This is a genomic window from Marinobacter maritimus (assembly GCF_007671675.1).
In the GTDB taxonomy this organism is placed as follows: Bacteria; Pseudomonadota; Gammaproteobacteria; order Pseudomonadales; family Oleiphilaceae; genus Marinobacter; species Marinobacter maritimus.
This window is the reverse complement of sequence record NZ_VCGW01000001.1, coordinates 787,401-802,564: the sequence shown is the minus strand read 5'-3', so window position 1 is coordinate 802,564 and position 15,164 is coordinate 787,401. Positions and strand designations below refer to the sequence as shown.

Annotated in this window: 9 protein-coding genes; 1 reads left to right on the top strand and 8 read right to left on the bottom strand. The window is 56.4% G+C overall.

Annotation, left to right across the window (positions count from 1 at the left end; translation table 11 throughout):
- The 5 genes from rbbA to FFI90_RS03620 are packed head-to-tail and all read right to left on the bottom strand — an operon-like array spanning position 1 to position 8,971.
- A complete protein-coding gene (rbbA, locus tag FFI90_RS03640) occupies positions 1-2,790 on the bottom strand; it encodes a ribosome-associated ATPase/putative transporter RbbA (protein WP_144776554.1) in 2,790 nt (929 codons plus the stop codon).
- Entirely contained in the window at positions 2,787-3,848 is a 1,062-nt protein-coding gene (locus FFI90_RS03635; RefSeq protein WP_144776553.1) for an HlyD family secretion protein, read from the bottom strand. The genes rbbA and FFI90_RS03635 overlap by 4 nt, the downstream gene beginning before the upstream one ends.
- A gap of 2 nt (positions 3,849-3,850) precedes the next feature.
- The gene (locus FFI90_RS03630; protein WP_144776552.1) at positions 3,851-4,480 is read right to left on the bottom strand and encodes a TetR/AcrR family transcriptional regulator; all 630 of its coding nucleotides are present in this window, start codon (positions 4,478-4,480) and stop codon (positions 3,851-3,853) included.
- A gap of 25 nt (positions 4,481-4,505) precedes the next feature.
- Positions 4,506-7,607: an efflux RND transporter permease subunit gene (locus tag FFI90_RS03625; RefSeq protein ID WP_144776551.1), complete on the bottom strand. Its 3,102-nt coding sequence runs from the start codon at positions 7,605-7,607 to the stop codon at positions 4,506-4,508.
- The gene (locus tag FFI90_RS03620; protein ID WP_144776550.1) at positions 7,604-8,971 is read right to left on the bottom strand and encodes an efflux RND transporter periplasmic adaptor subunit; all 1,368 of its coding nucleotides are present in this window, start codon (positions 8,969-8,971) and stop codon (positions 7,604-7,606) included. The genes FFI90_RS03625 and FFI90_RS03620 overlap by 4 nt, the downstream gene beginning before the upstream one ends.
- 209 nt (positions 8,972-9,180) lie before the next feature.
- Between FFI90_RS03620 and FFI90_RS03615 the strand changes: the two genes are divergently transcribed.
- Complete coding sequence (locus FFI90_RS03615; RefSeq protein ID WP_144776549.1) at positions 9,181-10,212, top strand: zinc-dependent alcohol dehydrogenase family protein; 1,032 nt, start codon at positions 9,181-9,183, stop codon at positions 10,210-10,212.
- A gap of 111 nt (positions 10,213-10,323) precedes the next feature.
- Here the strand turns inward: FFI90_RS03615 and FFI90_RS03610 are convergent, their stop codons facing one another.
- The 3 genes from FFI90_RS03610 to guaB form a co-directional block, all read right to left on the bottom strand.
- On the bottom strand, positions 10,324-11,904 hold the full coding sequence (locus FFI90_RS03610; RefSeq protein ID WP_246123313.1) for a phospholipase D family protein: 1,581 nt from the start codon (positions 11,902-11,904) through the stop codon (positions 10,324-10,326).
- Between the two features lie 44 nt (positions 11,905-11,948).
- Positions 11,949-13,526: a glutamine-hydrolyzing GMP synthase gene (gene guaA, locus FFI90_RS03605; RefSeq protein WP_144776548.1), complete on the bottom strand. Its 1,578-nt coding sequence runs from the start codon at positions 13,524-13,526 to the stop codon at positions 11,949-11,951.
- A gap of 61 nt (positions 13,527-13,587) precedes the next feature.
- On the bottom strand, positions 13,588-15,051 hold the full coding sequence (guaB, locus tag FFI90_RS03600) for an IMP dehydrogenase (RefSeq protein WP_144776547.1): 1,464 nt from the start codon (positions 15,049-15,051) through the stop codon (positions 13,588-13,590).
- Between the last annotated feature and the right edge of the window lie 113 nt (positions 15,052-15,164).

Here is a 15,164-nt window from a genome sequence, read left to right as displayed (position 1 = left end):
TTACTTCTCCTGCTTGCGCAAAGCGAGCACGGCCAGCCCGGTCAGAACCGGACCGAAAGCGGCGAGACGCCAGAGATGCGCGGACAGCTCCGGCAGGCCCAGCCCCTTGGTAAAGGTGCCCACACTGATCCCCATGTACCAGGTTGTTGGCCAGAAGGTGCCAACAACCTGCGCCGCCCCCTCCAGCGAGGAAACCGGGGTTATCATTCCGGAAAACTGCAGGGTCGGCATAACCGAAAGAATGGCTGCAGCAAAGACGGCCGTCACCTGGGTTTTGGCAATCATTGATACGATCAGGCCGTACCCTGTTGCGGCAACCGCGTAAAGCAAGGCTCCAAGCACCAATGCAAGCGGCGCGCCCTTGAGCGGAATACCCAGAACCGTGACCAGCAACGCCGTCAGGATCACAAAGTTCAAAATCGTGATGACGATATAAACCAGTTGTTTTCCGATCAGGAATTCGGCGCGACTGGTGGGTGTAACGTAAAAATTGGTGATCGTGCCGATTTCTTTTTCCCGTGCCACGCTGACCGCCATCAGGATTGCCGGGAAAAGTAACAACAAAAGCGGTGGGATTGACGGGCCGATTGAAGGCAGGCTTTCCATCGCCGGGTTGTAGTGAAATCGCGGAACCAGGGTCGCTGGCGAGGCCGCATCCGGTGACCGGGGTGTCATCAGGTCTTCCAACGCCAGTGCATATTGCGCGTCAATACCCATTATGTGGGCGTGAGCGCCCTTCACGTAGCTTTCCACGGTGCCCGCCCGGTTGGTATCTGCGCCGTCAATCAGCGCGGCTATTTCGTTTATTCCGGTTCCACGCACTGATCTTCCAAAATCTGGCGGTATCTGGATTGCCAACGCCAGCTCACCGCTTTTAAGACGTTGCTCAAGTTCTTCCACACTGCTGATAGCCGGTCGTTTCAGAAACCATTGAGAATCCTCAAACCCTGAAAGATAGGCCCGGCTTTCCGGGCTTTGGTCCAGATCCAACACGGCGAACGGAATATTGCGCACTTCCTGTGAAATACCAAAAGACATGATGAGCAAAAGCAGAGCGCTGCCGACGAACGAGAATACCAGCCGCACAGGGTCGCGCCTTACCTGCGTCGCCTCTCGTGTGGTGAAGGCCAACATGCGTTGCAAGCTGAAGCGTGGCGCGATTGGGTCCGGCTCATCCGCGTCATTCCCGCCAAGCAAGTGTTCGTCTTCCGCTACCGCCTGCAGCTGAGCTGGCGATGAGGCATCAAGCATATACGCGATGAACGCCTCTTCCAGTGTTTCGGCGCCCCGCCCCTTAATAAGCTCGGCAGGTACATCCGACACCAGCACTTTACCTGCGTGCATCAGCGAAATCCGGTCGCAGCGCATCCCTTCATCCATAAAGTGCGTCGAGATAAAAATCGTGACTCCATCCCGGTGCGCAAGCTCCAGCAACATGTCCCAGAACACATCCCGTGCCTGCGGATCAACGCCGGAGGTTGGTTCGTCCAGAATCAGAATGGCGGGTGCATGAATAACCGCCACCGCCAGAGAAAGGCGTTGCCTCACACCCAGAGGCAATGACCCGGCCCCCTGGTCAAGATAGGATTCGAGTCCGAAACGTGGAACCAGCTCCTCCATCCGCTCAGCGGTCAGAGCTCGGCCCAGATGAAACAGACGCGCGTGCAACAGCAAGTTCTCACGTACCGTAAGTTCGCCATAAAGGGAAAACGACTGGGACATAAAGCCGACCTGCCGACGTGCGTCGAGATTCTGCGCATCCACCGGCTCACCGAAAATCCAGGCTTCACCCTCGGTTGCCGGTGTAAGGCCGGTCAGCATTTTCATGGTGGTGGTTTTGCCGCAACCGTTCGACCCGAGGAAACCGAAAATCTCACCCCGCGCGATCTCGAAACTCACGGAGTCCACAGCCGTAAAATCGCCGAATCGTTTGGTCAGGTTATGGGCGCTGATGGCCGGCTGTTCTGACATTCCTTCCGTTGCAACTGGCGCATCGGGAGCCTTGTGACTCTCAGGAATCGACGCAGGCTTGCCGCCCAGCAGTGTCACGTAGGCCGCTTCGACCGTCTCTGTTCCCGTCCGGGTCAGCAGCTCTTCCGGGCTTCCAGCCGCCAGGATACGTCCGTCGTTCATCGCCACCAGATGCTCAAAACGTGCGGCCTCTTCCATATAGGCGGTTGAGACAAGAACACTCATCTGCGGACGATCGGCGCGGATGGTATCGATCAGATCCCAGAACTGACTTCGTGACAGCGGATCTACCCCGGTTGTCGGTTCGTCGAGCAGCAGGAAATCCGGATCGTGAATCAGCGCCGCGCAGAGTCCCAGCTTCTGCTTCATACCACCCGAGAGCTTACCTGCGGGACGGTTCATAAATGCGTCCAGGCCTGTTGCTCGGGTCAGCCTCGCAATCCGCGCCTTGCGCTCGGATTTGTTCAGTCCGAACAGCTTGCCGAAGAAATCGAGATTCTCCTGCAGGGTAAGATCGTGATACAGATTGCGCCCGAGCCCCTGGGGCATAAAAGCGATCCGGCTCCCGGCATCGGCCCGATGGCGTTTTTTCGCCATATCGCCGCCCATCGCTTCAATGTGCCCGGTCTGCAAACGTTTGGCGCCGGCGATCAACCCCATCAGGGTGGATTTACCCACGCCATCCGGCCCGATCAAACCGACCATACGCCCGGCGGGCAATTCCAGGGTTACCTCATTGAGCGCACACACCTTGCCATAGTGATGACTCACATCAACCACGCATGCAACCGGCGCATAAGAGCTGTCCGCGACAATCATTTTTCAGAGTCCTCAGGCACCTCGCCGGTTGTGCCCGCCCGACTGTTTGGTGCAGGCAGAACGTTAGCCACGGGTGGAGTCAACCCCTCGGGCCAGTCAGACAAGGTTCCATCTGCTCGCACTAACCGAACCCAGGCTTCGCCGCGCACGCCAGTTTTTACCTGTGCAAGTCTTGCTGCAACCATCTCCGGAGGAATGCGCACACGGACTCGGAACATCAGGCTCTCGCGCTCGTCCAGCGTCTCAACCTGTTTTGGTGTGAACTGCGCCTGTGGCGCGACGAAGCTCACAACCGCTGGTATCGCCATATCCGGCATGATATCAGCCACAATCCGCGCCTCATCACCCAACCGTACTTTTGGTGCTGCATTGGCCGGCAAGAAAAACTCCATGTACACGTTGCCAAGGCTGACCAGCGTCAGCACCTTGCCACCACTGCCCAGAACTTCACCAGGCTGGGCAAGACGGTAGAGCACCCGCCCCGCTTGCGTTGCATAGAGTGTGCTGTCGGCAATGCGAGCCTCAATTTCCTGCAAAGCAGCTTCTTCTGCATCAACTACCCGCTGTTTCGCAACCGCTTCCGCATGCCCTGCAACCAGTACAGAATCGGCAACTTTGGCTTCCATCCGCCGGATATCCAGTTCCTCGCGGGTTACGACGCCCCGTTTGCTCAAGGTTTCCGCACGGGCCAGATTGCTCTGCGACAAAGCAAGCCTGGCTTCGGCCTGAGTAATGCCGGCGTTCGCCACAGCCACAGCTGCCTCGGCGCTTGCGACCGCTGCCTGCGCACGCCGTTGTTGTGCCACCAGTTCGGTCGTATCCATCGTTGCCAGAACGTCGCCAGGCCGAACCAGATCACCTTCGCGTACTGCAATGTTCGAAACCCGGGCTGCCAGGCGGGTTGAGACGTCAACCAGGTCGGCTTCAATTCGTCCGTTCCCACGAGCAAAGCCATCGGGCGGCAGATTGTCCGGCGCCAGCAGCACCTTCCAGAGGGCGTAGCCCAGAAATGCAGCCAGAACAACCAGAACAAGAGCAGTGGAAATTTTACGCGACACGATTATTCTCCTCGCTTTTCCGGAACTGTGCCGGCAATTCCGCGCCGGTATATGGCAAACACACCCGGTGCGGCCTGGCGCATTTGCTCCATGTCGCCGGAAATCAATGACTGCATGATCAACCCTTGAATGGTGCCTATAAACAGTGTGGCAGCAGCCTGATTATCAAGCTCACGCGGAAGTTCACCGCGCGACTTGGCGGTCTCGATCAGCTCGTTCAGGCGTTCTGCGTACTGTTTGAGCAACGCATGGGCCAGGCGTTTCGCCGGTGTTGCCTTGGCACCCTGAAGCTCACCGAACAGCATACGTGGCGCCCCTGGGTGCTCGGAAACAAACGCGATGTGGGCCATGAACATGGCTTGCATTGCCTCAAGGGGCGACTCCATTCCGTCCGCAGCTTTCTTGATCCGCGACATCAGGCGTTCGGCAACCCATTTCATGACCGCCTGCCAGATGGCTTCTTTATTCGGGAAATGCCGGAACAGAGCTCCCTGAGTCAGCTTCATGTGTTTGGCGATTGCCGCCGTCGTTATGTCACCCGGGTTGGTCGTCGCGGCAAGATCTATTACCGCCTCAACGGTAACGTTGCGGCGCTCATTGGCTGGAAGATTCTTTTGTCTTGTCTTTTCCATCACACCCTCTCATAAACGTTACAGACTATTCGGCTTCTGCAGGCTCGCCGGCCGTCCAGCCCCAATCATCGAACAACACATAAACCGCCGGAATCATCACAAGTACCAACACAGTAGTGGCCAACAGGCCAAACACTACCGAAATCACCAGAGGTTTGATGGCCGCTGACTGCACGCTGGTTTCTGCCAGCAAGGGCAACAACCCGGCGATGGTAGTGGTGGAGGTAATGAGGATGGCGCGTAGCCTGTCGCGACTGGCCTGCCCTGCCGCGACAATTGCAGTCATGCCCTTTCTGCGATGTTCCTTGATGAACTGAACCAGCAGTATGGAATCGTTTACCACTATGCCGGCCAGAGACGCGGCACCGATCATCGATGGCATGGAGATGTACCAGCCCAGCAAAACATGTCCCCAAAGCGCGCCGACAAAAGCCAGCGGAATCGCCAGCATAACAATAAGCGGCTCGGCGTAGCTGCGAAACTGGAATGACAGAATCACAAATACACCCAGCAAACCAACCATCAGCCCACGGGCAATGGAACCGCCTGTTTCTGCGGAACGAGCCACCTGGCCTTCAAAGCTGACTGTCACATTTGGATGGCGCTGCTCAAACTCCATCAGCCATTGGCTGCGCATATCATTAACAACCGCCTGAGCGCTCGCCTTGCGCGCATCCACATTAGCCTGAACCGTAACGGTGCGCTGTCCGCCAACACGTGTGATCATGCCCCAATTGCGCTGATTGTGGATATCGGCAACAACTTCCAGCGGCATCTGACGCCCATCGGGCATCAGAATGGTCTGTTGCGCCAGATCATCAAGGCTGGACCTGTCAGACTCGGCTTGGCGTACCAGTATTTCCACATCACGCTGGTCTACGCGCTGCGTATCAGCAATCTTCCCAAGGAAGGCGGCACGCAACTGGGATGCGACCATTTCCGCGGTTAATCCGGATGCCAGTGCACCGTCCGTCAGGGTAAAGGTTCGCTGCGGTTTACCGGGGCGCAGATCATCAATAATGTTGTAGACGGCCTCATAACCGGTCAGATGATCGCTCACGTCCAGCGAGGCCGCCTTCAGTTCCTTTAGGTTCATCCCCTGCAACCGCACTTCGATGGGTATGCCGGCAGGGCCGAAACCCGGTTCCTGAATAATCAGGCTTGAAAGCCCGGGAATATCGCCAATCTGTTTGCGCCAGGCAACCGTCAGCTCATCCAGCGTCAGGGTTCGGAGTTCGGCACTCAACAGATCGACCATCACCGTCGCGACATGTGCACCCGCCTCTTGCGCGCTGGGGTTATAATTGAAGCGCACCTGAATGGCGTCCACCAATGGAGACTCATCGGGCTGCTCCGGCGTTAAAACATCATTGAGATGCCACATCGCGTCTGCAATCTTTGCGGCGGCCAGTTCTGTGCGCTCTAGTGGGGTGCCCTGAGGCAACAAAAGCCGTGCCTCCAGTGTATCGCCGTCAAGATCCGGCATGGCTTCTGTGCTTACATGGCCGCCAGCCATAAAACCTGCGGTGCCCAACAAAATGAACAACACCCCACCCAACACGGCATACCGCCAGCTCACTGCAGTGTCGGCGAGCCTGCCGACGCGTTCCTGAAAGGCACCAAAATAGCGGTCAAAAGCTATGCGAAAATGGGATTGAGTACTCATATGCAACAATGGAACGCTGCCTTTGAGATGATGAGGCAGGATCCAGAGTGCTTCGATAAGGCTCGCGAATAGTGCTGCAATCAACACCACCGGCAAAACTTCAAGCACCGCACCCAACTCCCCGGCAAGAAACGCCAGAGGCGCAAACACCCAGACGGTTGTCAGGAAAGACGATACAACTCCCGGCAACACCTGCCGTGTGCCCTCCACTACGGCTTCCAGAGGCGAAGCCCCCTTCCGGGCATGGACGGCGATATTATCAACTATCACCACGGCATCATCCATAACGATACCTATCGCCATCAACAAGGCTACGAGGGTGATCATGTTCAACGACAAGCCGCTCAGACTCATCACAAAAAAAGCGCCTGCAAACGCTACGGGCAAACCTAGTACCGCCCAAAATGCGAGGCGTGGACGGAAGAACAACCCCATTACCACGATCAGCAACGCCAATCCCGCTATACCGTTACTAACCAGCATTTCCAGGCGATCGCGCACGATGCTGGTCATATTCTGGGTCAGGGTCAGTTGCAGGGGCCCGTCGATACGCTGGCGCTCAATGTCTATTAATTTCCTCAGCTCTTCCAGTACATCCAACGAATCATCACGAAGCGTCTTGCTCACCTCCAGCACCACAGCTCGCTGGTTGTTGAAATAGATCTGTGCCTCGGGTTGCTCCCCAGTTTCCCGCAGAGTCGCTATCTGACCAAGAGTAAGCTCACCACTGCCACCGCCTGAAACCACCACGAGTTCTGAAAGCTCTTGCAGACTTCGCCGCTGATCGGTAAAACGCAATAAAATGTCACGATCCGGAGTCTCCAGCGTACCCAAAGGCACATCAATGCTCTGCTGTCTGAGCCGCAAAGCCAGGTCGCTGGCGGACAACCCATACTGGGCCAGCACAGCCCGCGATACCTCGACTTGCCACTGGCGCTGGGAGAGGCCCTCCAGGGTTACCTGAGCCACGCCGGGAAGCGACATGATGCGCTCTTCCAGTTGAAACGCGTAGTCTTCAAGCTGGTTTGGTGCCATATCGCCATAAACTGCTACCGCCGCTACCAGGTCACTGCGGTGCAGCTCCCGCACCACAGGTCTTTCGGCCCGAGCTGGCAAATCGGTAAGCGCATTGACTTCAGTATCGATATCGCTCAGAAAGCGTATAGAATCTCCGGCAGCCTCCATGGAGACGGTGGCGCGGGCGAGATTGTCCTGTGCAACGCACCTTATCTCATCGAGGTAATCAACGCCTTTGACGGCATCGTACAAACGGCGACAGACCGCGTCTTCAACGTCGGTAGCACTGGCGCCGCGATAAACGACGTCGATACTGACCTCAACAGGGCGATAATCAGGAAAAGTTTCACGTTTGAGATTTGGCGCCGCGAACAGTCCCGCAGCCAACAGCAGTATCAACAGCAGATTGGCCGCTGTGGGATGGCCTGCAAACCAGCGGATCATTGCGCCGCACCCAGGGCAAGTTGCCTCAGGTGTTGTTCAAGATCTATGTTGCGATGTGGCGTTACTTTCATGCCTGCGATGGCAGGCACAGGATCATCCGTGATCAGCAGCTCGCCGGCCACCAACCCACTCTCAATCACCGCCAGACCATTCTGCTCAAAGGCGACCCTCACTGGGCGCCGCTGCAGAAGGTTACCCTCTCCCAGCAGGTAGATCTCGCCCTGATGCACCGCCGAAGACGGCACCGCCAGCAAGGGTTTGGGACTGTCGACGGCGAAATTGACCTGAACATGCATATCACGCTGCAATGCGGGGCGTCCGGGCAATCGTGCGAGGCTGTATGGCTGGTCCACGGTAACGACTACCCGCCCGCTGCGTGTACCGGGATCCAGGCCACTGGCCACTCTGGTAACGCTTGCAGGCCAGCGCACGGCCGGAAAGCCGGTCAGCTCTAGTTCGCTGCGGATGACCGAAAAATCAAGCCGCTCGGTGATATCCAGCGCGGATCCCTGCGAATCAATGGGTCTCGCCACGGCTTTCATGAGTCTGCGCAACATGGTCAGAGGGACCTGCGCTTCAACTTCAGCCTGTTCAATGCCGTCCGCAAGAAACAGCGATTGCCCAATGCCCGCATACTGGTGCTCTTCCACTTCGACAGCGCGGATGCGCAGATCATAAGGAGCAATAAAACGGGTATCTGCAAGATCCTGACGCCCCTGCTCCAGACGCGTATTAGCGCGCTGTATCTGGGCATCAAGATATTGTTGTTTCGACGGCAACAGCGAGAGCTGGTTATCCAGCGACTGCACAAGCTGACGCTGTGCGAGCGTTGCGCGCCGCTGCTCATCAAGGTGTGACTGGGACACCGAGCCGGTTTTGAGGAGACGCTCTATACGCCTGAGCTCGCCTTCAGACAACTTCAGCCGTTCACGTTCCAGCTGTAACAGGTGGCGGGTATTTTGTGTTTCTACTTCAAGCTGGGCTTGCTCGGCCGCCAGAGAGGCCAGCTCGGCTTCGGTCTCGGCAATCGCCAATTGGTAGCGCCCCGGGTCCAGTGCCAGCAACAATGTGCCTGCCGGCAGCAAGGTTCCGCTGTTGAGTTCCGGATGACGTTGAACAACGCGCCCGGCGACGCTGGCCACAGCCTGCCAGGTTTGTACCGGGCGGGTAATACCAAAGCCGCGCGCAGTCAGAACAAATGGCATGGTCTGTACTTCAATGACCGTCAGGGGCATGGGTAGCGTATTCCACTCACTGTGTGCCGGCCTCTCGCGCAAGAAAATAAGAAGCACGACCAAGAGAACCCCGCCCACAAGGCCGACCAACGCCAACGATTTTCTGTTACTGAACTGCCACAGAGCCATGGAATTTTCTCTTATAAAGTAGCTAGATCTAGAGATAGTAATTAGTCACTATCTTTCCTGCAACCAATGAGTGATCGGTCTCTTTTAGCCTCAGGTGATCGACTGGACCTGATATTGACGTGAATCAAGGACGCCGAGTGCAGTCCGCGCATGCTTGAAATGGCAATACCTGATATTGGCAGTTCTGCAGCATCAAAGGAGAAAGTGTTATGAAAGCATTGGTATTTCATGGGCCCGGCAAACGCAGCTGGGAAGACAAGCCTAAGCCGGCGATCGAAAAACCCACGGACGCAGTGGTCCGCATCACCCATACAACCATTTGCGGCACCGACCTGCACATCCTGAAAGGCGATGTGCCTGCGGTAACAGCGGGCCGCATTCTGGGTCACGAAGGCCTGGGGGTGGTGGAAGAAGTTGGTGACGGCGTAAGCAACATCAAGGTTGGCGACGAGGTATTGATATCCTGTGTCACTTCCTGCGGGCGGTGCGACTATTGCAAACGCGGCGTTTATGCCCATTGCCGCGACGGCGGCTGGATTCTCGGCCACCTGATCGATGGCACCCAGGCCGAATATGTGCGCATCCCCCACGCAGATAACAGCCTGTATATTCTACCAAAAGACATGGATCGCGCTGCGGCCGTTATGCTCAGCGACATCCTGCCCACCGGACACGAAATTGGTGCCCTGAACGGCGAGGTAAAGCTCGGCGACACAGTGGCGATCATCGGTGCTGGCCCTATCGGACTGGCAGCTCTGATGACCTCTCGCTTTTACTCTCCAGCGCGGATCATCATGGTTGACCCGGATGAGAATCGCCTGGCCATGGCCAAAATGCTCGGCGCAACCGACACTGTAGCCCGGGACCCGATTGAGGCCATCAAAAAGCTGACCGATGGTGAAGGCGTAGACGTAGCCATGGAAGCGGTAGGTATTCCCGAAACCTTCGATATCTGCCAAAACATTGTCCGCGCAGGCGGCCATATCGCCAACATCGGGGTGCATGGCAAGAGCGTTGAGTTCAAACTGCAGGACTTGTGGATCAAGAACATCACCCTGCGTACCGGCCTGGTAAATACCGACACCATTCCTGTGCTGATGCGGACTGTGGAAAGCGGCGGCGTCAAGCCCGAGGATCTGGTCACCCATCGCTTTCAACTCAACGATATTGAAAAGGCCTACGATATTTTCAGCGACGCCGCGAAAACGCAAGCCATCAAGATGCTGTTAACGGCTGAGTGATCGGGTCACCAGCGACAGAGACAACGAACTGAAACGCACCGTGCAACACTTGAACGATGCGTTTCAGTAGTGAGTCGTGCCTCCGGTGTTTGCGTAAACCACTAGCCGAAGTTATAGATACTTCTCCATCGGCAACAAGCTGAAGAGGCCGGATTTGAAGCGCCGCCAGAACCCCGTGGCCGGTTCGTGCGTCCAGAGTTGATCCTCACCCGCCGACCAGAGCAGCTGCCCATCAGCATCCCGGGTCACCCGCCAACTGTTTTCCGGCGCCATTGCCGCTTCGATGTCCTGCGCAAGCCGCTCTGCCAATTGGGGGCCGTGGATCACCAGCACGGTTTCAGAGTTCAGGTAGATAGAGCGTAGATTGATATTGAATGAGCCAATGTACAAAGTTTTGCGATCGAAAACTGCCGATTTGGCGTGCAGGCCCACTGCACCGTTATTGCAGAAACCCGGCATCTCAATCCAACTCGAGCAGCCTGCTGCGTCGGGACGCAACTCATACAGCTCCGCCCCGTTGGCGAGCATCGCGCCGCGACGACGTGCGTAGCCGGCATGATTGGTGGTGAGGTCGTTGGAGGCCAGTGAATTGGTCAAGGCCGAGACACGGACGCCTCTTGCCCTGATCTGTCTCAGTATATCGAGCTGGTCGTCTCCGAGAATGAGATACGCGGACTCCACCAGAATGTTCTTGTCAGCCTGCTCAACAAGTTGGTGCAACATCTGAGCACTGCGCTGGGGGCTATCCGCATCCGCTTGAGCATCTACTGATGGCGAGTCAAACACCAACTTGCCTTCGGCCCAGATCAACCCCGACAGCGTCTGCAACATGTACTCAAGCGCCGACCTCGAGTTTTGCGGTGGCACCCGGGTGAGCCCGGTGATGTCGGAAGCGGTCGCACGGATCTGATCCAACTGTGCATTCAGGTCTTGCTCTTGCACAGCATCAGGCTCCAACTGGCTAATGGGATAGCTTGACGCGCTGTTCCAGAAAGCATCGAAATTAGCGGACAGATCAGCAACAATCGGACCTGCAATCAGAACATCGCGGTCGCGAAAGTTCATCTGTGGGTGTATGTCGAAGTACTCATCCCCAATATTGCGCCCCCCCATAATCCCTAGCGCGCCGTCGACCACGAAGGTCTTGTTGTGCATACGCTGATTAAGACGCTGAAAGTCGGTGACAAAGTTCAGCCATTTACCGATGCCTGAGCGGGTCACGAAGGGATTGTATATGGAAATCTTGATATTTGGATGCCGATCCAACGCGGCGAACATAGAGTCACGACCGTCGAGGTTCACATCATCGAGCAACAGCCGCACACGGACACCGCGGTCGGCGGCCACCAGCAGACGTCGCACCAGATAGGTCCCCGACACATCGCTGTTCCAGATGTAGTACTGCGCATCGATACTTTGCTCGGCAGCCTCAATCAGCGCGGCGCGCTGCAAAAAGGCCTCGCGACCAGTGTCCTGAATGTAAAATCCGGAATCACTCGGTTGATTCTGCAGGTGGGGCTGAACCTCGCGGCCCAGGCGCGTTTCCTCCGGACGGTCAAACGCGTACGACAGCGACGATGCATTTCGAGGGGGCAGCTGGGCGCAACCCTGTATAAACAGAATGACGAACAGAATACATATACTTCTGGCACGCACTGCGTGCCTTGAAACTGTCGCCATCCTGTCAGGCAATGCCTCTATTCCAGTTTATGCGTCTGCCCTTGCGGGACCCGGACTTACTCCCACTCAATTGTAGCAGGCGGCTTGGAAGACACATCGTAAGTCACCCGTGACACACCGCTGATCTCATTGATAATGCGGTTAGACACAGTTTCCAGCAGGTCGTACGGCAGGTGTGCCCAGCGTGCGGTCATGAAATCAATGGTTTCAACAGCGCGAAGTGCGATTACCCACTCGTAGCGACGGGCATCACCAACCACACCTACTGACTTAACCGGCAAGAAGACTGCGAAAGCCTGGCTGGTTTTGTGGTAAAAATCAGCTCGGTGCAGCTCTTCCAGGAAGATGGCATCGGCACGGCGCAGGATATCGGCGTAGTCTTTCTTAACTTCGCCCAGTATGCGCACCCCCAAGCCTGGCCCCGGGAATGGGTGGCGGTACACCATGTCGTATGGCAGGCCAAGTTCAAGACCAATTCGGCGCACTTCGTCTTTGAACAGCTCACGCAGCGGCTCTACCAACTTCAGCTTCATGGTTTCTGGCAGGCCACCCACGTTGTGGTGAGATTTGATCACATGGGCCTTGCCGGTTTTAGAGGCGGCAGACTCGATCACGTCCGGATAGATGGTGCCTTGGGCCAGCCAGTTCACATCTTTAATGCGCGTGGCTTCTTCATCGAACACGTCAATAAAGGTGTTGCCAATCACCTTGCGCTTTTGTTCCGGATCGCTGACGCCCTTGAGGTTAGTCAGAAAGCGCTCTTCCGCATCGGCGCGAATGACTTTTACGCCCATGCTGCTGCCGAACATATCCATTACCTGATCGCCTTCGTTCAGGCGCAGCAAGCCGTTGTCGACAAACACACAGGTAAGCTGGTCGCCAATGGCCTTGTGCAGAAGCGCTGCCGTTACAGACGAATCTACACCGCCAGACAGGCCAAGCAACACTTTGTCGGAGCCTACCTGCTCACGGATCTTTTGTACTGCGTCGTCAACAATCTTGGCGGGAGTCCATAGAGCTTCACAGCCACAGATGTTCATCACGAAGTGCTCAAGAATCCGCTTGCCCTGCAGAGTGTGAGTCACTTCCGGATGGAATTGCAGGCCGTAAAGATTACGTGACAGATCCTGCATCGCAGCAATCGGTGCGCTCTCGGTTGACGCCAGTAACTCAAAGCCCTCGGGCATAGCCACAACCTTGTCACCGTGGCTCATCCAGACATCCAGCAGTGATTCGCCCATGGCTGTCAGGTGGTCTGTGATGTCCTGCAGCAACGGGCCTTTGGCGCGCACTTTTACCTGAGCATAACCAAATTCACGCTTTTCGGAACTGGCTACCCGGCCACCCATTTGTTCGGCCATGGTTTGCATGCCGTAGCAGATTCCCAGCACCGGAATACCGCGGTCAAACAGTCCTTCAGGCGCACGTGGTCCACCCAGCTCTGTGACCGATTCCGGGCCGCCGGCCAACAAAATGCCTTTGGGATTAAACGCCTTCAGCTCTTCTTCGGTGATATCGAAAGCGCGGACTTCACAGTACACACCAATTTCACGCACGCGGCGGGCAATCAGCTGAGTGTACTGGGAACCAAAATCCAGAATCAGGATACGGTGGTCGTGAATGTTGTGGGCCATAGAATCCTCGAAAAAATAAACTGTGCGGCTCCGGTCAGAACCGCACCCTGGCTGTCTGCTCTCAGCTGACGCGGTAGTTTGGCGCTTCTTTGGTGATGGTTACGTCGTGCACGTGGCTTTCACGCATACCAGCACCGGTAATGCGTACAAATTGCGGCTTGGTGCGCATTTCAGTCATGTTCGCGCTACCGGTGTAACCCATGGATGCACGCAGACCACCGATCAACTGGTGGATGATATTGCGCATAGGCCCTTTGCAGGCAACACGGCCTTCAATGCCTTCCGGCACCAGCTTCTCAATGCCTTTGCTGGCGTCCTGGAAGTAACGGTCGCTTGAGCCCTGCCCCATGGCGCCCAGTGAACCCATACCACGATAAGCCTTGTAGCTGCGCCCCTGATACAGTTCGATTTCGCCGGGAGCTTCATCTGTGCCCGCCAACAGGCTGCCAATCATTACGCAGTGGGCGCCGGCAACGATAGCCTTGGAAATATCGCCGGAGAAGCGCACACCACCATCAGCAATCAGCGGAATATCACGGTCTTTCAGTGCTTCAGCGACGCTGGATACTGCCGAAATCTGTGGCACGCCCACGCCAGCCACAATGCGGGTGGTGCAGATAGAACCGGGGCCAATGCCCACTTTTACAGCATCTGCACCGGCATCCGCCAGTGCTACAGCAGCTTCAGCAGTGGCAATATTGCCACCGATTACCTGTACGTCTGGGTAGTTTTTCTTGATCCAGCGAACACGCTCAATCACGCCGCGAGAGTGGCCGTGAGCGGTATCGACGACGATCACATCAACACCGGCATCAGCCAGCGCAACAACGCGGGCTTCGGTATCCCCTCCGGTGCCAACCGCTGCACCTACACGCAAGCGCCCCTGGCTGTCTTTACATGCAAGCGGGTAATCCTTGGATTTCTGGATGTCTTTCGCGGTAATCAGGCCCCGGAGCTGAAAATCGTCATTCACCACCAGAACTTTTTCGATGCGGTGGCGATGCAGCAGTTCTTTGACCTCGTCCAGGCTGGCACCTTCATTTACCGTGACCAGCTTTTCCTTCGGCGTCATTATCTGATGCACCGGTGTATCCATACTGCTTTCAAAACGGATGTCCCGCCCGGTAACGATGCCAACCAGCTCGGTTCCGTCAACCACCGGCAAACCGGAAATGTTGTTGGCCATGGTGATTTCCACCAACTCGCGAACGGTGTTTTCCGGACTAACAGTAATCGGGTCTTTTACCACGCCACTTTCGAACTTTTTCACCTTACGCACTTCAGCAGCTTGCTGATCCGGGTTCATGTTCTTGTGCATGATGCCGATACCGCCTTCCTGGGCCATGGCAATCGCCAGCTCTGCGTCAGTTACCGTGTCCATGGCCGCAGACACCAGCGGTATGTTCAACGTAATGTTACGGGTCAGTCTGGTGCGCAGATCCGCCTGATGGGGCAAAACCTCGGAATAACCGGGCACCAACAGAACGTCATCAAATGTGAGAGCTTCTTCGGCAATTCGCAGCATTGGGATCGGCCTTTTGAACGTGCTAAATTTAAACCTTCCGCGCGGCACCCTTAGATAAAAAAGGGTGCAACCGCAAAGTAAAATGCTTAATCGGCCTATTATAAAGAGGTGTC

Coding starts and splice junctions, on each gene's coding strand:
- rbbA (WP_144776554.1), bottom strand. CDS start 2,790: ATGATTGTCGCGGACAGCTCTTATGCGCCGGTTGCATGCGTGGTTGAT.
- FFI90_RS03630 (WP_144776552.1), bottom strand. CDS start 4,480: ATGGAAAAGACAAGACAAAAGAATCTTCCAGCCAATGAGCGCCGCAAC.
- FFI90_RS03625 (WP_144776551.1), bottom strand. CDS start 7,607: ATGATCCGCTGGTTTGCAGGCCATCCCACAGCGGCCAATCTGCTGTTG.
- FFI90_RS03620 (WP_144776550.1), bottom strand. CDS start 8,971: ATGGCTCTGTGGCAGTTCAGTAACAGAAAATCGTTGGCGTTGGTCGGC.
- FFI90_RS03615 (WP_144776549.1), top strand. CDS start 9,181: ATGAAAGCATTGGTATTTCATGGGCCCGGCAAACGCAGCTGGGAAGAC.
- guaA (WP_144776548.1), bottom strand. CDS start 13,526: ATGGCCCACAACATTCACGACCACCGTATCCTGATTCTGGATTTTGGT.
- guaB (WP_144776547.1), bottom strand. CDS start 15,051: ATGCTGCGAATTGCCGAAGAAGCTCTCACATTTGATGACGTTCTGTTG.